General features: G+C 60.0%; 11 protein-coding genes and 1 pseudogene. 6 read left to right on the plus strand and 6 right to left on the minus strand.

The window, feature by feature from the left end:
- The 6 genes and pseudogenes from NZK35_RS16010 to NZK35_RS16035 form a co-directional block, all read right to left on the minus strand.
- Positions 1-671: pseudogene (locus tag NZK35_RS16010) on the minus strand (hypothetical protein); the annotation flags it as partial.
- 52 nt (positions 672-723) lie between these two features.
- Complete coding sequence (locus NZK35_RS16015; protein ID WP_259633540.1) at positions 724-3,075, minus strand: coiled-coil domain-containing protein; 2,352 nt, start codon at positions 3,073-3,075, stop codon at positions 724-726.
- Position 3,076: 1 nt separating this feature from the next.
- On the minus strand, positions 3,077-5,884 hold the full coding sequence (locus tag NZK35_RS16020) for a VWA domain-containing protein (RefSeq protein WP_259633541.1): 2,808 nt from the start codon (positions 5,882-5,884) through the stop codon (positions 3,077-3,079).
- Entirely contained in the window at positions 5,881-8,289 is a 2,409-nt protein-coding gene (locus NZK35_RS16025) for a BatA domain-containing protein (RefSeq protein WP_259633542.1), read from the minus strand. The genes NZK35_RS16020 and NZK35_RS16025 overlap by 4 nt, the downstream gene beginning before the upstream one ends.
- 14 nt (positions 8,290-8,303) lie before the next feature.
- The gene (locus NZK35_RS16030) at positions 8,304-9,185 is read right to left on the minus strand and encodes a DUF58 domain-containing protein (RefSeq protein ID WP_095736441.1); all 882 of its coding nucleotides are present in this window, start codon (positions 9,183-9,185) and stop codon (positions 8,304-8,306) included.
- On the minus strand, positions 9,175-10,257 hold the full coding sequence (locus tag NZK35_RS16035) for an AAA family ATPase (RefSeq protein WP_259633543.1): 1,083 nt from the start codon (positions 10,255-10,257) through the stop codon (positions 9,175-9,177). Before NZK35_RS16035 ends, NZK35_RS16030 begins: the two co-directional genes overlap by 11 nt.
- Before the next feature lie 266 nt (positions 10,258-10,523).
- Here NZK35_RS16035 and NZK35_RS16040 point away from each other — a divergent pair, with 266 nt between their 5' ends.
- The 6 genes from NZK35_RS16040 to NZK35_RS16065 form a co-directional block, all read left to right on the plus strand.
- Positions 10,524-13,376, plus strand: a complete 2,853-nt coding sequence (locus NZK35_RS16040; protein WP_259633544.1) for a tetratricopeptide repeat protein — start codon at positions 10,524-10,526, stop codon at positions 13,374-13,376.
- A gap of 38 nt (positions 13,377-13,414) precedes the next feature.
- Entirely contained in the window at positions 13,415-14,209 is a 795-nt protein-coding gene (locus tag NZK35_RS16045) for a DUF4159 domain-containing protein (protein ID WP_259633549.1), read from the plus strand.
- Positions 14,210-14,328: 119 nt separating this feature from the next.
- Positions 14,329-15,318 carry an AAA family ATPase gene (locus NZK35_RS16050; protein WP_259633545.1) on the plus strand — a complete coding sequence of 330 codons (990 nt, stop codon included), beginning with the start codon at positions 14,329-14,331 and terminating at the stop codon, positions 15,316-15,318.
- 113 nt (positions 15,319-15,431) lie between these two features.
- Positions 15,432-16,325, plus strand: coding sequence for a DUF58 domain-containing protein (locus NZK35_RS16055; RefSeq protein ID WP_259633546.1), 894 nt, complete (start codon positions 15,432-15,434; stop codon positions 16,323-16,325).
- On the plus strand, positions 16,322-18,451 hold the full coding sequence (locus NZK35_RS16060) for a BatA domain-containing protein (RefSeq protein ID WP_259633547.1): 2,130 nt from the start codon (positions 16,322-16,324) through the stop codon (positions 18,449-18,451). The genes NZK35_RS16055 and NZK35_RS16060 overlap by 4 nt, the downstream gene beginning before the upstream one ends.
- Before the next feature lie 226 nt (positions 18,452-18,677).
- The coding region (locus tag NZK35_RS16065; RefSeq protein ID WP_259633548.1) for a coiled-coil domain-containing protein at positions 18,678-21,838 on the plus strand (3,161 nt) is incomplete at its 3' end.

The raw sequence follows: 21,838 nt of genomic DNA on the forward strand, positions 1-21,838 counted from the left end.
TCTCCCTCCTTGGCTTCTCCTTCCTTGGTTTCTCCTTCCTTGGTTTCTCCCTTCATCTCTTCGCCGTTTTCTTCAGCGAGTTGGTCCTTCAACTCTTGTCCGCGTTCAGCGATCGATTCCTGCTCTTTTTCGAGTTGATCGAGTTCCGCCCCATTTTCGGTCCGTGCACGGGTGCTTCGTTGAGAGCGTTCGATGCGTTTGAGATCCTTGATCATCTTCGACAACCGCTCTTTTTCATCGCGAATTCGGTTTGCCCGGTCTTCGCTGGTCAGCAGTTTCAAGATCTCCGCCAGCCCGGTGCTGGCCGAATCTTGATTGCTGACCGCGTCCGAAAATTTTTCGTTTCGGAGCGCTTCGCTGGCGTTCCTGAGTTGCTGCAACACGAACTTTTCGCGGGACTGCTTGGCCGCCTGTCGTAGCAACGCCGCGCGGTCGGGGTTTTCAACGGCCTCGACATCGGCCAGACGCAGCAACAGTTCTTCGAGACGTTGGTAGCGATCGGCGACGCCGGCTTGGCGGAGCACCAGATCGGACTCTGGGGCGGGGTCTTGGGCGGTGCCGGCCCCGCAGAGGGAGGCTGCGAGGACGAAGAGAACGGCCGCGAGAGGGCGAAACGGAGTGGATTGACGCGTGGCGGCTCGACGTGTGACCGAGCGATTCGATTCATTCATCAAGTCATTGTCCCACATATCGATTTCCAGGTCTGCGGCAGTTCGGTGCCGGTTACTTAAACAGGTCTTTGACCCGGTTTTTGCGTTCTTGCTGGGTGTCTTCTTTGAGTTGTTCTTGATCTTGGATCAGGCCGCGGACCAGGTCCAGCAGTTCATTGTAGCTTTCCAAGTCAAGCATCTTCTCCAAAACGGCGGTTAACTCCAAGAGCACTTGGTCGGCGGTTTGAATCGCCGCCTCGGTCTGCTCCAGCGCCTGTTCCGGCTGTTCGATGGAATCTTCGATGGCTCGGATCTGCTGCTTGAGCTGCTCCATGGAGACATCGACGATCTGTCGCAGCGGGTCGCGGACTCCACTGCCAAGTCTTTCCTGTCGATCCTTGGAGTCAACTCGGTTGTTGACCATTTCCAACAGCAGGTCATCGAGCGACTCGGCGATTCCGGTCAGTTCTTCGGCGGTCTTACTGGCCTGCAGGCCACTTTGCTGGACCCGCAGCCCGATGATTCGCAGTTCGCGTTGCCGCGTCTGTTGTTCTGACTCCCCTTGCTGGCGTTCCATCAACAGCTCGAACCGATCGGATCGAAACCCAGCGAGTTGCTCACGCAGTCCCTGGGTTTCGGTGACGGTTTGTTCGAGTCGGGTGCGGAGTCCCAGTTCCCGTCGCTCCATCAGCGACAGCAATTCCTCGGGCGTGACCACCTGCAAGCGAAAGATTTCGCTGGTGGTCAGGTGGGTTCCGTCCAGGTTGTATCCGTCTCGTGCTTCGGCATAGACGCTGATGGCGCCGCCGGGTTGCAAGGCGGGGATCTGCCCGGAATTGGTCAGTTCACGAAGATCGATGACGGCACCGGCCTGGCCGTCGCGGTCCAGTTCCAGCCGTTGCGAGATGGGCTCGGCCGACTCCGGCGCGGCCGCGGCACCGTCGTCAGCCCCTTCGTTGGCCGAGGCGTTTTGCGCGACGAACGCGGTCACCGAGACGACGCCGTAGTCATCTTCGGCGACACATTGCAGCGGCAGCCGGGCGATCGGTGTGACCGCGGATTGGATGCCGTTGAGCGCAAGTGAGACGCTGGGAGGTTCATCGAGGATGGCGCCCAGGAAGTATCGGAACGGTGCTTGGGCGCTGATGCCGTCGGGATCGGAGGGAACGATGCGAATCGCGGTCGGATTGTTGAAGGTGTCCAGGTTCAACTGCACGGACCGGCGGTCGTCGGCGTACACCAGGTCTGTCACTCGGGTTTCTTGCCCATCCGATTCGAGCACGACATCAACATCGCCCAACGGCAGACTCGAAACCGCCTCCAGCGTCACACCGCTGCCTTCGCTGATTCGCAATCCCGCTTGGTAGGGTGTTTCGAAATCGAACTCGGATTCATCGATTGCGGTGGACGTGGCGGAGTCACGAAGGTAATCGGGATAACGAATCTTGACGTTCATCGCCGAAATCGCCGGTGGCTCGGCGGCTTCGATCCGGTAGTTGATCAACCGATCATCGAGGCCTTGGATGGAAAACGAAAACGACGACGCGAGGTTGCTGAGCGGAGGCCCGTCGAGCACAAACGCTTGGTAGCCGTCTCGCTGGCGTCCCACCCGACGCATGTTGGATTGTCCGCGGGTGCCGTCATCGGTTTCGTAATAGACGGTGCACGCCGAGGGGACTTCGGCGTCCTCGGCTGCCGCGCGGATCCGCAGGATGCCGCTGCTGCCGGTGGGCAATCGCATCACGCCGTTTTCAAATTCGATTCGCTGCGGGTCGGAATCTTGGATGTTGGACGCGCTGACGGTCGGCAAGTCGACTCCGACCATTTCCAGCCTGGCCCGCCGTGGCCAACGGGCGTCGGACAGCAGCGTCAATCGGGCCGCCGCGCGGGCGAACGCACTCGGGCTGTAGGCGGCAAACATCAGCGCCAACAGCAACAGCGGTCCGGCCAGAGCGGCTTTCTGAATCAGCGGTTGCATCCGAAACACACGCCCGGGATCAACTTCGTCCACCGACTCGGACGCTTCACGGTGTACCAGACGCAACAAGTCGGGCGAGTGCGAATCGCCCGTACGGCCGGGCCGGGACAGTTGCACGGCCGTCACCAGTCGGCCGGCGAGTTGCGGATGATGTCGTTCGACCAACAACGCCAGGCTGTCGTCGGGAAGCGGTCGGCTCAATCGATCGATCAGCATTCGGACAACGATCACGAACACCGCAAAACCGACGGCGGCGAGCAGGATCCCCCGCGCCGAACGGGGCATTTCGGTGCCGCCGAGTGTGACGGGCACATAGTCGATCAACAGTCCGATCCAGAACGCCACCAGAACGACCGCAATGATCGCCAGCACCGAGTCCCAAACCACGTAGCGGCGAATCCGCCCACGAAGCGATTGAAGCAACGATTGAAGTTCGGGATCAAGCATGTTAAGCCAACCTGTGTAGTCTGCGGATGACCCATTCCATTGTCAGCACACTGGCGATCAGCCACAACAGCATCGCGTTTCTGCGTTCGGTGAACATCGCGTCGGGGGTTCCGGGAAGAATTGTGGTTTGGGGCTGGGGGCTGATGGTGCCGACGATGTTTTCGATCAGCGAGTCTCCCGCGGCGTCGGCTTCGACTTTCCAGTATTCCCCGCCGGTCGTTTCGGCCAAGCTCGCCAGGTCTTCGTCGTTGCGTCGGGGGCGTTCCAGTTCGACCGTCGGCAACCGCACTTGCACGTTCTGGCGGAAGACTTCTTCACCGAGTGCGTCGCCGAGTGTGAGACGCAATTCATGATTTCCATCGGTGCGAACGACAAATCGGCCGCTGTAAATTCCCGGTCGTGATTCACCTTCGACGGGCGTCAGCCGAACATCTTCGACGCCCTTGGGCGTGATCAGTTTTGCATTGACCTCGGGCACCGTCAGCGGTTCGAACTGCTCGTCGGTCAACACGGCACGAACGGTGATGGTGTCGCCGACCATTGCTCGGGGCGAATCGACCAACAGCAAGCCGCGGTTGCTGTCGCGCAACAACCGTCCTTCGCTGACCCAGCGAATCAGTTTGGTGTAGTAGTTGTCGAAGTACGCATCGCTTTCGCGGCGCATCCGCCACATTTCGCCGCTGCCTTGAAAGAACACGCGACCGGCGCCATAGAACTGGCTGGCCATGTAAACGGGTAATGAATCCGAGATCCGCGTCGTCGGGTCGGAGAAATAGGCGTAAACCTTGGCGATCGGTTTGGCCGCTTTGACCCCGACGTAATCATAGACGCCGCCGAACGAATCCCAGGCTTCGAAGCTGGTCGCCGGATCATCGGTCACCCACAGGAACTCGGCACGCCGCGCTTCCGGCGTGAATTCCAGCGGCCAAGCCGTTTCGCCCCCTTCGCGACCCGAGCCCATCATCAACCCGCGACTGGAAAACGTGACGGGGAAGAAGCTGGCGATGCGGGCGACGCGCGGATCGGTCCGTAGTCGCAGCCATCGAGGGTGATAGACCGGTCCGCCGACGATGATCAATCCTCCCGATTGGGAGGCGAGCCAGCGATCGAGCAATTCGATCGACGCCGCGGGAATCTGAGTCCAATCGGGATCGAACATCGCGATCGCGTCATACTCGAACAGCTCCGCCGGGGTTGAGGGAAACTCGGTCAACAGTTGATCGGCGTCCTGGCTCATCCCCGGCTGACCGGTTTGCAGCCAGGTGTCCAAGCGGATTGATTTTTCGCGGTGCAGCAGGTTTCGGACGAAGCGGTATTCGCGGGTCGGACCGCCGGCGATCGTGAGCACACGTAGCTTCCGCGCGACGACTTCGTAACGCGCGTCGCTGACATCATCCTTTTGATTCTGGTCCTTCTCGACCGGCAGAATTCGGATCGCCAGTCGTCGCCGTCCGACCGATCGGGGTTCGAGCTCGAACTTGATGCCGACCAGCGAGCCGTCTCCGGTCAACTTGACGGACTGCGAATCGATCACTTCGGTCGGCAGCGCATTGGAGGCGTTGCCGTCGGCGGTGGTCGCGTCGAGACCGTCGAGCAGTTGGACTTCGATAGCCAACGCGTCGCCGCCGGTCCCTTGAAGCACGGCCGAGACGGCGAATTTGTCGTTGGGATAAACGCGTTTGGGGGCATCGAGGTCGACCACGCGGACGTTCGTCGGCGGCTTGCTGCTGCCGAGTCCGACGGGGTACACCGAAACCTCGCTGCGTTTTGCCAGGGCCATCGCCGAGGCCACGTTGCTGCCCCCGTTGTTTTGCCCATCGGTCATCACCACGATGCCGGCCAGCGTCGTGGGGTCGTGGCTGGCCAACACGTTGGTGATCGCATCACCGATCCGGCTTTGCGATGCCGATGCCGCGATCGCGTCTTCCCAATTGAGTACTTTGATCGGTTGCTGGGCCGGATCCGCCTGCTCGCTCGAATCTTCACCGTCGGTCGGTTCGGGCGCGTAGTCGGCCAACCCGATCAGCGACGCAAACGATCGCGACGTGTCGCTACTGTACGTCCAGCCGCACAACAAGATGCCGACGCACATCGTCACCGCGGTCACACCCAGCAACCAGCCCAGGCTTTCGCGTCCACCGCCGGACTGCGAATCCGACGTGGGGGCCGACAAGCCGCCGACCAACAGCGATGCGAGCGACAGCGCGAGTGAGACGCCGAGCAAGATCAGGCCGGTCAATGCGACCGGGGAGGGTTGGCGGATGGACGTTGCCGGCTGGACCGCGTCGTCTTGCTCGGGTTCGGCATCCGTTTCGGTTCCGCCACCAGATTGCAACAACAGGGGTTCGGCGGCGTCGCCGAAGCTGTACACACTGACGCGGTGTTGTTGCCCCAGACGCTCGACCAATTCGTTTTCGGCCAGCAGTTCGGCGGCGCGTTTGGCGCGACTTTCGCTGCCGATCGCGTCCGATTGGGCCAGCGACATACTTTGGCTGGTGTCGACCAGCACCACGACTTCGCTCGGTCGCAAGATCTCTCGCTGGGTGCGGCGTTGCAGGTCAAAGAAGAAAAACAGCAGCGCGACGATCATCGCCAGTCGCAGAAAGATCAGAGTGATGCTGACCGAACGGGAGAGTTCCGCGGTGTCGCGTCGGTAAAACCTCGCGGATCCGAAAATCAACACCGCGGTCGAGACCAGCAACAACGCCCACCACCACCAGCCTTCGATCGAGGCGGCGCGGGCGAACTCATAGACGGTGGTCTCCAGCGCCACGCTGCTCTCGGTGGACTGTTCCAGTGTTTCGTTCACGCCGATCGCCCTCCCGCCGCCAAACCAAATTCGTGACGCTTTGAACCGCCACGCGGATCGTCCGCTGCCAGCGTGCCGCCGGTCGAAACGGATGCCCGAGTGTGATAGCTGGCCCAATAGGCCAATGCCTGTTCGGCCGCCAACAGCAACCCGAGCAGCGCCAACAGCATCAGCCCGAGGGTGGAACTGCCGGCGAACTGATTTTGTTGACGCCAATCTTCGCTGGACACAAATTGCACGTCGATCGGCAGCAGGGCTCGGCGTATCTCGGCAGCGTCGGCGCGTTCCAAGTCGCCCTCACCCCCGACGATCGCGCTGGCCGAGGGGATCACCTCGCCGCCGCCATCGGCTTTCAACAGTCCCCACTCGAACAGTCCCGGACGCAGCAGTTCGTCGACGTTGGATTCGCTGGCGATCAAGCGTTCGACCGGATCGAGCGACACGCGGACGGTGTCCGCTTCCGCTTCGGCGCCGATGATTTCCATCACCACGCGGGGCGGGGACTGGGCGGGGGTCACCAATTTCATTTCTGGAAAATAGGATCGGGTGGAAAGGGTCTTGCGGAGCGGTTCGGTGACTGCGTGGGACGTCGACGCACTGGCTCCGCTCCAGAGCCGCGCGTTGGACAGCAACATGAACGGAACAAACGTCGGGTCGCCGGGCCAGTTGGTCCAGTCCGGGGCGAGACTGCTGAGCACGGTGACGACGGTTCCCGCGCCGGAGGTGTGTTCGGTGACGAGGGGAATGCCGTCGCGGCGGACCAACACCTTGCGATAGCGTCGGGGTTCTCCCGTCGCGTCTGCGTCATCGCTCAGCGTCCACCCCTTTGCGAGCCCGATCATCGATAGCGAAGCATCCCCGGCGCTGCGTAACGGATCCAGGAAGGTGTCGTTGTCGCCGAACAAGACATCGCCCGTTCGGGTCGACCCGCCGACGGGCAATGCTTCGATCGTCTGTAGTGGTGCGGGCAACAGGCGTCGATCCTGCGTCAGCAAGATGCGGTTGTAGTCGCTCGGCTCGACGGCGTCCCCGAGGAACCAAGCGATGCCGCCGCCTGCTTCAACGTATTGCTGCAACGCCGTCGCGGTCGTTTCGTTGATCTGGGGCAGATCCATCAAGTAGATCGCGCGGTAAGGTGCCAACATCTCCATCGTCGCACTGCGCAGAAATGCCGGCGGTTTGATGTCCGGCTGGGCACCGATCCGCACTTGGCTGCCGGGATCGAGCACGGCGGCGACCGTGTACGCGCCGGCTTCTTCCAGATCCGAGTCGATCACCAACACGCGTTCGACATCGCTCAACGGCAGCGTGCAGGTTCTCTGGTTGTCGACGGCCAACGCGTCCGAGGGCAGTTCCACTTCGATCGCATGGGTGCCGGTTTCGGCGATGAAGACTTGAAACGATTTTGTGATTTCGGCACCGGCGGCCAGCGACTCGATGACCAATCCGGGAAGCGAATCCACGACACCGCTGACGCGGCGTGAGGGATCCACCGATTGAACCTCGTCCCCATAACGAATGACGCGGCAGGCCAGCGTCACGTTCTTGACTTCGCGGCCGCTGTAATTTTTGATCGTCGCACGGACGACGACAGGAACGCCGGCGACCCAGACGTCTTGAACGGGAGCGAGATCGGTGACGGCCAGGTTGCGTTCCGGACGATTGGCACAGTCGATCATGCGGACCTTCAAGTCGTCGCCGGAAAATTTGCGCATCGCTTCGGCCAGCCGCTCGGTCGAACCCCAATCGCGGGCACGAAAGTCGCTGGCGATGTAAACGAATTGATTGTCCGCCGACGTCGCGGCGGCCAATTCGCCGGCCAGGTCCAACGCGGGGACCAGATCGGTTCGGATCGGTGACACAGCGGTCGCCATCACCCGCGCGATCAGACTGCTGTCGCCCAGGATGGTTTGGCTCGATAGGTCCGCGGCGACGTCGCCGGAATCACTGCCACCCTGGACGGCCAGGGCGGCGCGGCTGGCACGCATCACCGTCAATTGATGATTGCCTTCGTCGTTGATCAGCCGTTGCGTCAGCTGCTGCAACGCCTGCAGGGCCCGATCATAGGAGGTCGTTTCGCCGCCTCCGCTGACGTCTCCCATCGAATAACTGTCGTCCAGGATGATGATGTGGTGCGTGGTTTGCCCACCGAGGGCGCCCAAGATTTGACGGCCTCCGGTCCATCCGCACAGCATCATCACCAACACCGCGGCGACGGCCAGACGCGTCAGCAGCAGCAATAGTTGCCGCAGCCGCAGCCACTTTTTTTGTTTTCGATAGCTCGCCAACAAGAAATCCATCGCCGCCCAACGTCGTCGGCGGTGACGCAACATGTTGATCAGATGGACCAACAGCGGAACGGCGACGAAGGCAAAACCGGCCAGCAGAGCGGGATACAAGAACATGGTTCGCGGCCTCCTTACCGGCGTAGCTTGGGAAGCGAGGTGCGGTGTGACAGGAATCGTGCCAACAATGCATCCAATGGGTCGCTGGTTCGGACTTGGATGTAGTCGATCGAAAGCCGACCACACGCTTTACGTGTTGCGTTCAAGAATTGATCGAGCGCCTCGACGTAACCTTGTCGCAGCGCGCGGGGATTGCAATTGAGCATGTCGTCGCTTTCGAGCCCTTCGAACCGCGTCGCACCGTTGAAGGGAAATTCGATTTCGTCGTCATGCAAGACATGGAACAACGCGACGTCGTGGCCCCGCGAACGGAGCACCCGCATCCCTTCGACCAGTGAGTCGATTCCCAGCAAGTCCGAGACGATCAGCACCAACCCACGACGGGGGATCGCCTGGCCGACCTGTTTGGCGACGCGGACCAAATCGGTTCGGCCATCGGCCCCGACCTGATCCAGCATCGACAAAATTCTCGCCAATTGTTGCTGATTGCTTTTGGCCGGCACGATGTCACGGACTTCGGTGTCGAACGTGATCACGCCGCAGGCATCTTTCTGGCGCAGGGCCAAGTAGGCCAGTGATGCGGCGATGGAAGCGGAGTAATCGAACTTGTTCGTTTCGCCTTCGCCGTAAGACATGCTGGCGCTGCGATCGACCAGCAACGTCAACCGCAAGTTCGTTTCTTCTTCGTATTGTTTGATGTGCAAGCGATCCTGCCGCGCATACACCTTCCAATCGATATGACGAAGCTCGTCACCGGTGTTGTATTGGCGGTGTTGCAGGAATTCGATCGACTGGCCGAAGTAGGGGCTGCGGTGCATGCCCGACAAGAATCCTTCGACCACACGACGCGCCGTCAGTTCCATTCGACGGATTCGCTGCGTGACTTCAGGACGCAAATATTTTTTGGAATCGGGCATCGCGCGAAAGCTCGTCTTCGGTCGTCGGTGTCGCCGCTACGATGCGATCGATCACATTGTCGCTGGTCACCCCGTCACTTTCGGCGGCGAAATTGACCACCATGCGGTGCCGGAGGACGGGTTTGGCCAGTTGTTGGATGTCGTCGATCGAGACATGAAAACGACCTTCCAACAGCGCCCGGGCCTTGCCGCCGAGGATCAGAAACTGGACGGCCCGTGGACCGGCGCCCCATCCCACCAAGTCGTTGACGAAATCCGGCACGCCGTTGTCGCCGACGCGTGTTTGGCGGACCAGCGAGAGCGCGTAACGCACCACGTGGTCACTGACCGGAACCCGTCGCACCAGGTCTTGCAAACGGATGATCTCTTCGGCGTTGAGCACCGCTTGGACGTCGCCGGTTTCCATGCCGGTGGTCCGCCGCGCGACCTCGAACTCCTCGTCAAACGAGGGGTATTCGACAAACACCTTGAACATGAAGCGGTCCTGCTGCGCTTCGGGCAACGGATAGGTGCCCTCCTGTTCGATCGGGTTTTGGGTGGCGAGCACAAAGAACGGATTGGGCAGCGGGTGGCGGGTTCGTCCGACCGTGACTTGCCGTTCCTGCATCGCTTCCAACAGCGACGCCTGGGTCTTGGGCGGCGTGCGGTTGATTTCGTCGGCCAAAATGATGTTGGCAAACAACGGGCCTTCCATGAACCGAAACCCGCGGTGCCCGGTCGAACGGTCCTCTTCGATGATTTCCGTTCCGGTGACGTCGGCGGGCATCAGGTCGGGAGTGAACTGGACGCGGGAAAACGCCAGGTCCATTGTTCGGGCCAGTGTGCTGATCATCAACGTTTTGGCCAGTCCCGGAACGCCTTCGAGCAGAACGTGACCGCGACTGAACAGCCCGATCATGATCTCTTCGATGACTTCCTGCTGTCCGACAATGACTTTGCCAAGTTCCTGGCTGATCTGTTTTTTGGCATCATTAAGACGTGCCGCGTCGGCTGCCGAAAGCTCGCCCATCGCCGCCCCGTCGTTCCCTGCTGACTCGACCGAGTTATCCATTCCGTTCCCACAATCAAAAGGTGCCACGCTTACTGAACCGCTACAGGATACCAGCCGGACTACGCGCCGGATATAGGAACGCGCTCGAACTGTCTCGATCGACCCTTGCACTGGCCCGTTCCGCTACAATCGGAGGTTGTGCGATTGAACCGTCCCGCCCAATGGTGCCCACCGCCGTGTTTCGACCGTCTGCCTATCGCGATGTGTTACCGTGTCGCCCCGCCCCGAGTTGTCAGAGTGATCGCTCTCGTCGACACCTTACCCAAGTGTCCAGCACTCAAGCGGATCAGACGGACGGCGGGCAACCGAAACGCCGTTGCGTCATCACGCCCGTCTGGCTGCGGGGCGCCACATTTGCCTGGCTGGTGCTCCTGCTGCCTTGCCTTCCCGGCCTGGCGGCCAATTACTCCGAAGCCGAAGCGTTGTTTCTGTCGGGAAAGATGGACGAGGCGGAAGAAATCGCCAAGGCCGAAGTGGATCGGGGGATTTGGAATCGCCGCTGGTCGGAACTGCTGATTCGATGCCAACTGGCGACCGGGCAATACGAACCGGCGCTGGAAACCTATGACGCCGCGATCGGCCGCTATCCGACCAGCTTGCCGCTCCGCGTGCTGGGAATGGATGTTGCCCACTTCAATGACCTGCCGGATCGCGCGGCCAGCGAAGCGGCGATGATTCAGCGCTATCTGCAAACCGGCCAGTTGAAGTATGCGACGTCTGATACGCTGATCGCTGCGGGACGTTTTTTTTCAGAGAACGGGATCGACGCCCGGATCATTCTCAAAAACTTTTACGACCGCGTGCTCGAGACAGACCCCACCAATCTCGAAGCGTTGATCGCCACCGCCGAACTGGCGATCAGCAAAGGTGATTTTGCCGTCGCCGCCGAAACGGTCGCCAAGGCTCAGCAACGCGAACTCGAAGACGCTCGGCTGGATTACCTGCGTGCCGTCGCGCTGCAATCGTCCGACCCGCAACAAGCGCAAGTGGCACTCGTCCAATCGCTACGGCTTAATCCGGTCTATGAGCCGGCGTTGATCCTGAAGGCGGAAAAGGAGATCGATCGCGAAGACTACGCCGGGGCGGAGGCGACGATCGAGCGAATGCTGGAAACGAATCCCAAAAGCCCTGCCGCGTTCGCGCTCAAGGCCGTGCTCGCCCACCTGGACGGTGACTACGACGAAGAGAAAGCGTTTCGTGAACAGGCACTGCAGTGGTGGCCGACCAACCCCGAAGTGGATCATTTGATCGGACGCAAATTGTCCGACAAGTACCGTTTCGCCGAGGGGGCTCACTATCAGCGATTGGCGTTGACGTTTGATCCCTCGCACATCCCGGCCACTTTTCAGTTGGCCCAGGATCTGTTGCGTCTGGGCGATGATGACGTCGGCTGGAAACTCGCCGAACAGGTCAACACCGAAGATCCGTACAACGTCGTCGCTTACAACTTGATGACGCTGAAAGACCGCATCGATGGGTTCGAAACGATCCGCGCCAGCGAGGCCAAGGGGACACCACGTGACGTCGATGATCCCGCCGCCGAGTTGGGGTTTGAGGAACACCGCGAACCGGGAGAGATTCTGATCCGAATGGATCGGCGCGAACGCAAGGTCTATGGCAATGCGGTCGCGGAACTGTTGTCCGAAGCCAAGCAGGTGCTTTGCGAAAAGTACCAATTGGAACTGACACGCCCCGTGATCGTGGAGATCTTTCCCAAGCAAAGCGATTTCGCCATCCGCACCTTCGGGCTTCCCGGCGGCGAGGGTTTTCTGGGCGTGTGCTTCGGACGCGTGATCACGGCGAACAGCCCGGCGTCGCAAGGGCCGCGGCCGTCGAACTGGAAGAGCGTGCTGTGGCACGAATTTTGCCACGTGATCACGCTGACCAAAACCAAGAACCGAATGCCGCGATGGTTGAGCGAAGGGATCTCTGTCTATGAAGAGCTTGAGCGGGACCCCCGTTGGGGACAGTCGATGACCGCCCGTTACCGTGAGATGATTCTGGGCGATGACTTCACCCCGGTGTCCCAATTAAGCGGTGCGTTTCTCAATCCGCCGTCACCGACCCATCTGCAATTCGCGTACTACGAATCATCGCTGGTCGTCCGCTACCTGGTCGACGAGTACGGCGCGGAATCGTTGAACGCCACGCTCGAATCGCTTGCCGACGGCATTCCGATCAACGAAGCGTTGGCGAAAAACATCGCCCCGATGGAGCGGATCGAAACCGGCTTTGCTGAATATGCGCGCAAGTTGGCCACTGATTTTGGCAACGGACTGGAATTCACGCGTCGCCCGTCGCCCGAGGAAACGGAAATCGAAGACGCCGATCCGGCGGAAATTTTGAAGTGGGCCGGGGAGAATCCGGACAACTATTGGGCCCGCATGACCTCGGCCCGGGCGGCGCTGGCGAGGAAGCAATATGCGGACGCAGCGGAGCACCTCGAGTTCCTGGTGGAGAAAAACGCCGCGACGGGCGAGTCGGAAGGCGTGCTGGAATCGCTTGCGGTCTGTTACCGCGAACTGGGAAAGGTAGAGAAAGAACGCGAGGTCTTGAAACAGCTTTTTTCCGTTTCCTCCGATGCTTTACCGAGTTTGCAGCGTTTCATTGAAATGGAGAAATCGCAAAACGACTGGTCGTCGGTGTTGGAGTCTGCCGTCCATGCACTTGAGATTCAGCCGTTCGCGCTGGACGTGCATCAATCGCTGGTGGCGGCATGTCGTGAACTGGATCAAAGCGAAAAAGCGATCGATTCGCTTCGTGCCCTGCAAGCGATGGATCCGGTGGATGTGGCCGGTCTGGATTTTCAAATGGCTCAGTCGCTGGCCGCCGCCGGCGAGATCGACGCGGCAACCGAGCACCTGATCGACGCCCTGTTGATCGCGCCGCGGTATCGCGATGCCCACCACTTGCTGCTCGCGCTTCAAGAACCGCCCCAGGCGGAAGAGCAAGCGCAGCCCCAGGAAGCGACTGCCGCCGACGAGAAAACGGCGGATGAAAAGTCAGCTGATGAGAAGTCCGACGCGACTGAGCAAGACGCGACCGATTCGTCCAATGCTTCCGAGCCGGGCGAATCCGATCAGTCCGAGAACCCTGCCGCGGAGAGTGTCGTCGAATGATTCGCCAACGATCCAAAACCTTCGTGATGCTGACCGCGATGCTGGTCGTCAGTGCTGCCGGCATCGCCTTGGCCCAGTGGGGACGTCGCTTTCGCAGCATCGAAGAGGACCGGCGTGGTGTTCCGAAGTGGGAGGTTGATCGGCAGTTCCCCGGCGACACCTTCACCTTCGCCCGGGTCTACTACGACTCGTATTACGGTCGCGGACGTGGCGGCGGCGGCTGGCGAACGGATTACCCCGACAGTGATCTGAACTTCTCGTTGCGGCTGCAGCAACTGACGACGATCAAGGTCAATCCCGATCCCGTGATCGTCAATCTGACCGACGAAAACCTGTCGGACTATCCGTTCCTGTACCTGATCGAACCCGGCGGGTTGGTGTTCAGTGAAGCCGAGGTGGTGGCGCTACGCAAGTACTGTTTCAACGGCGGTTTTCTGATGGTGGACGATTTCTGGGGCGACACCCAGTACGAAAACCTGGCGTTCGAGCTCGAACGAGTCTTTCCCGATCGCAAGCCCTTTGAAGTCCCGCTGGAGCACGAGATCTTTCACAACGTTTACGACATGAAAGAAAAGCCGCAGGTCCCTGCCATCGGCAGGGCTTGGGGATCGGTCACCTGGGAAGACACCCGCGACGGGAGCGACAACAGCGTGCCCCACTATCGCGCGATTGTCGACGACAAGGATCGGATCATGGTCTTCATCTGTCACAACACGGATCTAGGTGACGGTTGGGAGCGCGAAGGTGAAGACGAAGAGTACTTTCGTGAGTTTTCCGTCAAAAAGGCCTACCCGATGGGCATCAACATCGTGACCTACGCCATGACTCATTGAATCGCCGCCCCTTGCATCGCTTGTTCGAGTTCCATTTCCGTTTTGCCTTTCATCACTTCATCAGTGGTCTCCCGCATCGGGACGCCCTTCATTGTTCGAACCCACCTATCAACTAGCCAATGACAGTCACTGACACCAACGTGGTCGAGCAGATCCAAGACGCCCGCGAAAAAATCGTTGGCGAACTTTCCAAAGCGATCGTCGGGCAGCACGACGTCATTGAACAGTTGCTGATCAGTTTGCTTGCCGGCGGCCACTGTTTGATCACCGGGCCTCCCGGGTTGGCAAAAACCTTGCTCGTCCGCAGCGTCGCCCAAGTGTTTCACTTGCAGTTCAGCCGGATCCAGTTCACCCCCGACCTGATGCCGGTCGATATCGTCGGGACCGAGATCTTGGAGGAAACGAAGGACGGGCATCGTGGCTTGACGTTTGTCAAAGGCCCGGTGTTTGCCAACGTGATCTTGGCCGACGAGATCAACCGAACGCCGCCCAAGACCCAAGCGGCGATGCTCGAAGCGATGCAAGAGCACCAGGTGACGGCGGCCGGCACGCGTTATGAATTGCCCGAGCCGTTTTTCGTGTTGGCGACACAAAACCCGATCGAAATGGAAGGCACCTACCCGCTGCCGGAAGCCCAACTCGATCGGTTTTTGTTCAACGTCAAAATCGACTACCTGCCGCCGGCGGACGAGTTGTCGGTGGTGCTGCGGACCACCGCGTCGAAACCCGAGCCGATCAATCCGCTGTTCTCCGGGGAAGACGTGTTGCAGTTCCAACAAACGGTCCGCGACGTCCCGATCGCGACTCCGATTGCCGAATACGCCGTCAAGATCGCTCAAACCACCCGTCCCAACCGCGACGGATCGCCCGACTTTGTCAACGAGTGGGTCGGCTGGGGTGCCGGCACGCGGGCCTCGCAAACCCTCGTGTTGGGCGCCAAAGCTCGCGCGTTGTTGATGGGCCGCGCCCATGTCCAAACCGACGACATCGTCGCGCTGGCGCATCCGACGCTGCGTCACCGCGTGCTGCCGACCTACAAGGCCGAAGCCGAAGGGGTCACGATCGAGCAGATCATTGACAAGCTGTTGGAGACGATTCCCAAGCCATGAGCGCCGCCGCGAATGCCGGGGCGCCCCCCGCGCGAAAAACCACTTCCGGGAAGAATTCTGCCGGATCGAATTCGAACGCGAATGACCGCGCCGGTGTTGACCCCGCGGCTCTGATGCGGATCAAGAGTTTGAAACTGCGCGCCAAGACCGTCGTCGAAGGGTTTTTCTCGGGTTTGCACCGCAGTCCGACCCACGGCAGTTCGATCGAGTTCAGCGAATACCGTGCCTATGTGCCCGGTGATGATTTGCGCAACCTGGATTGGAAACTCTACGCGCGGAGCGATCGTTACTTTATCAAAAAATTCGAAGACGAGACCAACCGGCGTTGCTATCTGGTCGTCGATCAAAGCCGTTCGATGGGCTATGGATCGATCGAGTACAGCAAGATGGAATATGCCCGTACGGTCGCCGCGACGCTGGCCTATTTCTTGACCATGCAACACGACGCGGTGGGTGTGCTGACGTTCGACGCGGAACTCGGTGATTTCTTGCCGGCGAAACTCGGTGCAAAACAATTTCATCAGATCCTGGTCGAACTGTCCCGTCCGGCGCTGGGCAAGGGCACCGACATCGAAGCCCCGCTTCGCCAAGTGACCTCGTTGGTGCCGCGCCGCGGGCTGGTGATCTTGATGAGCGATCTGCTGGCCCCGCCGGGCATGCTGAAGACGCAGTTGGCGGCGCTCCGCGCACGCGGCCACGAGGTCGTGTTGTTGCGGATGATCGATCCGGGTGAACTTGAGTTGGGGATCAAGGATCCGGCGATGGTGACCGACGTCGAAACCGGCCAACAGATCTACGTCGACCCGTCCGCGGCGAAAGCCAATTACGCCGAGCGATTCGAGCAACACCGACGCGAGATCGAATCGATTTGTGAATCGACGGGCGTGGGCTTCTATGAACTGATCACCGACAAACCGCTCGATCTGGCGCTGTCGAGTTTGATCCACGCCAGAAACCGCCTGGGCAAGTCGGGGCACCGGTCGATCAGCGAGGGAGTGCGCCGATGAGTTTCCTGGCACCGCTGTACTTCCTGGGGGCTTTGGCTGTTGCCGGGCCGATCCTGTTTCACTTGATCCGGCGACAACCCAAGGGCGAAGTCGAATTCAGTTCGCTGATGTTTCTCGATTCGACGCCGCCGCGTCTGACACGCCGCAGCCGACTGGAGAACTGGCCGCTGTTGTTGTTGCGGTGCGCGGCGATCCTGGTGCTCGCCTTTGCTTTTGCCAGACCGTTTTTACCGCTGTCGGAATCGGATTCGGTAGAGGGCGTCAAACAGGCGGTGATCGTGTTGATCGACCGGAGTGCGAGTATGAAGCGACCCGGTTTGTGGGACCAGGCGACCAAAAAAGCCAAACAAATTTTGGAGCAGGCGGACGACGAAACGTTGTTTTCAGTGATCGCCTTTGATTCCGCTCCGCGAACGGTGTTGTCACTGGAGGAATCCACCCGGCTGGTGGCGGACACCCGCAAGAGTGCCGCACGGGAAGCCATTGAGCGACTGACGCCGACATGGCAATCCACCGATGTCGGCAAAGCGATCCGCTACGCCGCCGATCAGGCAGCGTTGCTGGAACTCGGGGAATCGGAGAATGCATCGGCCACGCCGAACAATCCCAATGCCAGCGCGACCATCGAAACCCGCATCGTGCTGTTGAGCGATCTGCAGTCCGGCGCGGAAATCGAAACGCTGCAGGGATATGAGTGGCCCAATCGTGTGTGGTTGGACATGGAAACGCTGATCGCCACCACCCGCGGAAACGTCAGCCTGCGGGTGATGCCGCAGATGCCGGCGACCGAAACCGATGAAGCCATCCGCGAGGCGGCAGCTGACGTGGTACGTGTTCAGGTTGCACAGAGCGACGACGGCGATACGTCCACGTTCCGCCTGCGTTTCGAAAACCAAGACGAGGACGCCGCAGTGATCCAAGTACCACCGGGGCAAACGCGTTTCTTTTCGGTCAAGCTGCCTGAAGGCAATGGGGACGGCGCCCCGGTGCGGACGGCGACGTTGACCGTTTCGGGAGACAGCGACCGTTTTGATAACACTTTCCATTTCATTCGCCCCAAACGCATCGAGCAAGAAGTTCGCTTCGTCGAAACGTCACGCAACGACTCGCGTTCCAATGAGCCGTCGTCCGAATCCGGCCCGGCACCGGAATCGGCGGTTCGTGAAACCCTTTCGTTTTATGCCAGCCAGGTGCCTTGGTCCGACCCCACGCGGGATGTCACGTTGAATCTGCGGTCCGGCGACGATTGGAGCGAAGGCTTAGATCCGGCGACGACGCCGCTGCTGATCGTGAACGCTTCGGCGACTCTGGAGTCCGGCCGCGAGGCGATCGAGCAATACCTGGCGTCGGGCGGACGGGTCCTGATGGTGCTCGATCGGGCCGTCGATGATGCCGCGGGTGCCGCGATCGCGAGCTTGTTGCGATCTCCCGAACTGGCGATCGGTGAATCCGAAACCGAAGACTACCGCTTGATCGCTTCGGTCGATTTTAAGTCCGCGCTGATCGCTCCGCTGTCGGACCCCGGGGTGAACGATTTCAGCAACATTCGAATTTGGAAGCACCGTCGACTTGAAGGGCTCGGTGAAGTGCCCAGCGTGACGCTGAAGCTGGATGACGGTTCGCCGCTATTGGTCCGACGGGATGTCGCCAGCGACAACCCTGATCTTCCCGGTGGTAAGATTTGGCTCTTGGCGAGCGGCTGGCAACCGTCCGAAAGCCAGTTGGCGTTGTCAACCAAGTTCGTCCCGATCCTGCTGGGCATGCTCGGGCGAAACATGCAGCTCGCCCCGGAGTCACTGATCGTCGGTGATTCACTCGGCGGCGACGCGATCGCGACCGAACCGGGGTTTGTCGAGGTCGATGGAGAAACCTACGCGGTCAATCTGGATCCAACGGAAAGTGTAACCACGTCGCTTGACCAGGATCGAATCGTCCAGTTCGGTGCCGTCGTCTCGTCGCCGCTGGCGCGAGAGCAGGAACAGACCGCCGAGCGAGCACTGCGTGACATCGAATTGGAAGCACGACAAGGCTGGTGGCAATGGTTGATCCTGGCCACCCTCGGGTTCATCGCGGCGGAAACACTGCTCGCCGCCAAAGACTCCACCCGTCAACAGGCAGCCGCATGATGTTACACCCCGCAACGATGTGGCAAAAAGATTCAGGCACCCATGGCACGGGTTTCAGTACGAAGGGATTCAGCAACCGTTGGTGTCTAGCCTTTAGGCGATTCCCGGTCGCTTCGACGCAGCGACAGTGGGCGGCTAAAGCCTGCACACCAACACTCTCGCCCGTGTCATTCGTGTCCGACACCTTATCTCAGAAACCGCGAACTCCGTCCCAGGTGACGAAACGATGAGCGACACCCCTTCGACCGGAAACGATCTTCGATTCGATTCCAAACTCGGCATGGCGGAACGTCAACTCGAACGCATTCGGCGTGAGATGAACCATGTTTCCGGTCGTGTCCGGTCCAGACACTTTTGGACGTTGTTGGCGGTGTTCGCGGTCATCGCCATGTTGTTCGCGTTGATGTTTCGCGGAGCACAATTGTTTGGGCAAATCGACGACACCACCACATGGGCGTTGAATACTTCGGTGTTGGTGATCGCGGTAGTTGCGTCGTGGGTTCTGTCGAGTCGACTGGCCGGGGGCGTGCAAGCGACGGCTTCGAAGATCGAAACCGCGTTTCCGGGGTTGGGCGAACGGCTTTTGACGGCGGCTTACCTGGATGACGAGCAGACAGCCGGCCCCCTCGGACAGCATCTGATCGGTGAGACGCACGACCATTTCCGTTCCCATGATTGGCAGACCGTGGTGTCGACCTTGTCGTTGTGGTCCTCGCGATTGTGTGGCGCCGGCGCGCTGGCCGCTGCGATCGGCGTTTCCATGATCGATTTCCGACAGGATCCCGACGCGTCCTTGTTGCCGACATCGCTGACGTCCCAATCAGAAACGCAACAGGACGTGACGGTGCTGCCTGGCGACGTGTCGATCGAACGCGGCACCAGTCTGGTCGTCACCGCCGAATTCAGCGTGTCGGCGCCCGAGACGGCGACGCTGTTCACGGAGTTCGCGGATGGAAGGTTATCCGAGGGCTTGATGAAACGAAACTTGAGCGACCCGATCGTCGGCGGTTTCCTTTCTCGCGTCGATCAACCGCTGTCTTATCGAATCGAATCGCCGCGTTGGAATAGCCAAACGTATTCGGTCGAGGTATTCGAGTTTCCCGAGTTGCGACGTAGCGACGCCGTGCTGGAGTTTCCTGAGTACACGCAGATGAAATCACGCACCGTCGAGGACACGGTCAAGGTCAGCGTGGTCCAAGGCACCCAAGTGACGTGGCGATTGCTGCTCAATAAACCCGTCGTCTCATGCACGCTGACGACGAAGGGCGGCGAGGTGATCGATTGTCTGCCAGCCACCCGGATCGTCAACGCCAAAACCGAAGATCCGACGCAGCGCTATGCCGCCTATGTTGCCACCGTCAGTGCCCAACAATCAGAAACCTACCTGTTGAAACTGATTGACGACGAAGAACGAGAGAATAAGTATCCGCCCGAATTGTCCGTCAAGGTGCTGCCGAACAAGCCGCCCAAATTGAAGCTCGAGAAGGCTCGCGACGTGACCGTTTCGGCGCTGCAAGAACTGCCGCTGCGTGCAAGCGTTCGCGACGACTACGGGATTTCGAAATCCGGGATCACGTACCGGATCGAAGATGAACCCGAAGTGACCGTCGAGCTTGCCGAAAACCTGGCCCGCAATCTTGATTCGAGCATCGATCACACGTTGGACTTTGAATCCTTGCAGGCGAAACCGGACGATTTGGTTTCTTACTATTTTTGGGCCGAAGACATCGGGCCGGATGGGAAACCGCGTCGTACCGAGAGCGATCTGTTTTTTGCCGATGTCCGTCCGTTCGAAGAGATCTTTCGCGAGGGCGATTCGCCGCCGTCCCAACCCGGCCAACCATCCGGTCAACAGCAGCAAGCCGAAGAGTTGGCGAAACTGCAAAAACAAATCATCACCGCGATTTGGAACCAAATCCGACTTGAGATGGCCGGTACCACACCCGCGCCGGAAGACATCCAAACCATCAGTGACTCCCAAACCGATGCGATCGCCCAGTTTGAAGAGATGGCGGAAAAGTTGACCGACGCGAAGTCCAAGGAAATTGGTTTGCGGGCATATCAAGCGATGAACGAGACCGTGAAAAACCTTGCCGCCGCGGATCTTCCCGAAGCCCGCTCGTCGGCACAACGCAGTTTTTCGAATCTGCTGAAGCTGCGGTCCCGTGAGTTTGAGGTCACCCGGCAACAGCGGCAGCAACAACAGAGTCAAGGCGGTGGTGGTGGCCAGAGTCGACAACAGCAGCTCGATGAATTGGAGTTGGAAGACGACGAGAACCGTTACGAAACGCAGCAACAGGCCCAGCAGCAAACCGCCCAACAGCAGGCCGCCGCGGAAGATCGTCAGGTCCTCAGCCGGCTTCGTGAACTGGCCAAACGCACCGAAGATTTGACCGAGGAGTTGGCGAAGCTGCAGTCGGCACTGGAGCAGGCCGAGAACGAAGAAGAAGCCGAGGAGATTCGCCGACAGCTGAAACGGTTACGCGAGCAGCAGCAGGAACTGCTTCGCATGTCCGATGAATTGGAATCACGCATGCGTTCGCCAGAGAATAGCGAGCGGATGAGCGAGCAAGCCGACCAACTTCAAGAGTCACGTGAAGACTTGCAGCAGGCGAGTAAGGCAACCGAGGAAAACGATGCATCGGCCGCACTCGCCGCCGGACGCCGCGCCGAACGCCAGCTCGATGAGCTGCAAGAGGAGTTCCGTCAACGTGCCGCCGGTGCGTTTGATGAGACCGTTCGTGAGATGCAGCGGGAAGCGACCGAGCTGAAAAACGAACAGGAAAAGATCGGACGCTCGATGCGAGAGCAGGTCGAAAAAGCCTCGCCAGGGCTACGCGGTGACGAACAAACCGACGCCGCGCCGAAGCAGTTGGAAGACCAGGCTGAACGTTTTCGCGATCTGGTCGACAAAATGGAGCAGACGGTCCGGGAAGCCGACGAAGCCGAACCGCTACTGGCGGAGAAGCTGTACGACGGTTTCCGTCAGGCACGTCGGTCTCAAACCGAACAGCAACTAGAAAACGCCGCCGAATTGGTCCGACGCGGTTTCATGCCGCAAGCCGAACAATTTGAGCAGGAAGCTGCCAAGGGAATTGAGCAACTGCAAAAAAGCATCGACGAAGCCGCCGACGCCGTGCTCGGCGATTCCACCGAGGGACTGCGACGTGCCGCCCAACGGCTCGAACAACTCACCCGTGGCGTCGAGCAAGAACTGCAACGGGAGGCTCCCCAAACGCAGCAAGGCCAACAAGAAGGCCAACAAGAAGGCCAACAACAAGGACAGCAACAAGGCCAACAACAAGGCCAACAACAAGGCCAGCAACAAGGCCAGCAACAAGGACAGCAACAAGGACAGCAACAAGGACAGCAACAAGGACAGCAACA

The organism is Stieleria sedimenti, from assembly GCF_025060895.1.
Lineage (GTDB): Bacteria > Planctomycetota > Planctomycetia > Pirellulales > Pirellulaceae > Stieleria > Stieleria sedimenti.

Bases quoted from the DNA above. Each gene is read 5' to 3' on its own strand.
- NZK35_RS16045 (WP_259633549.1), top strand. From the start codon at position 13,415: ATGCTGGTCGTCAGTGCTGCCGGCATCGCCTTGGCCCAGTGGGGACGT.
- NZK35_RS16015 (WP_259633540.1), bottom strand. From the start codon at position 3,075: ATGCTTGATCCCGAACTTCAATCGTTGCTTCAATCGCTTCGTGGGCGG.
- NZK35_RS16025 (WP_259633542.1), bottom strand. From the start codon at position 8,289: ATGTTCTTGTATCCCGCTCTGCTGGCCGGTTTTGCCTTCGTCGCCGTT.
- NZK35_RS16060 (WP_259633547.1), top strand. From the start codon at position 16,322: ATGAGTTTCCTGGCACCGCTGTACTTCCTGGGGGCTTTGGCTGTTGCC.
- NZK35_RS16050 (WP_259633545.1), top strand. From the start codon at position 14,329: ATGACAGTCACTGACACCAACGTGGTCGAGCAGATCCAAGACGCCCGC.
- NZK35_RS16055 (WP_259633546.1), top strand. From the start codon at position 15,432: ATGCGGATCAAGAGTTTGAAACTGCGCGCCAAGACCGTCGTCGAAGGG.
- NZK35_RS16035 (WP_259633543.1), bottom strand. From the start codon at position 10,257: ATGGATAACTCGGTCGAGTCAGCAGGGAACGACGGGGCGGCGATGGGC.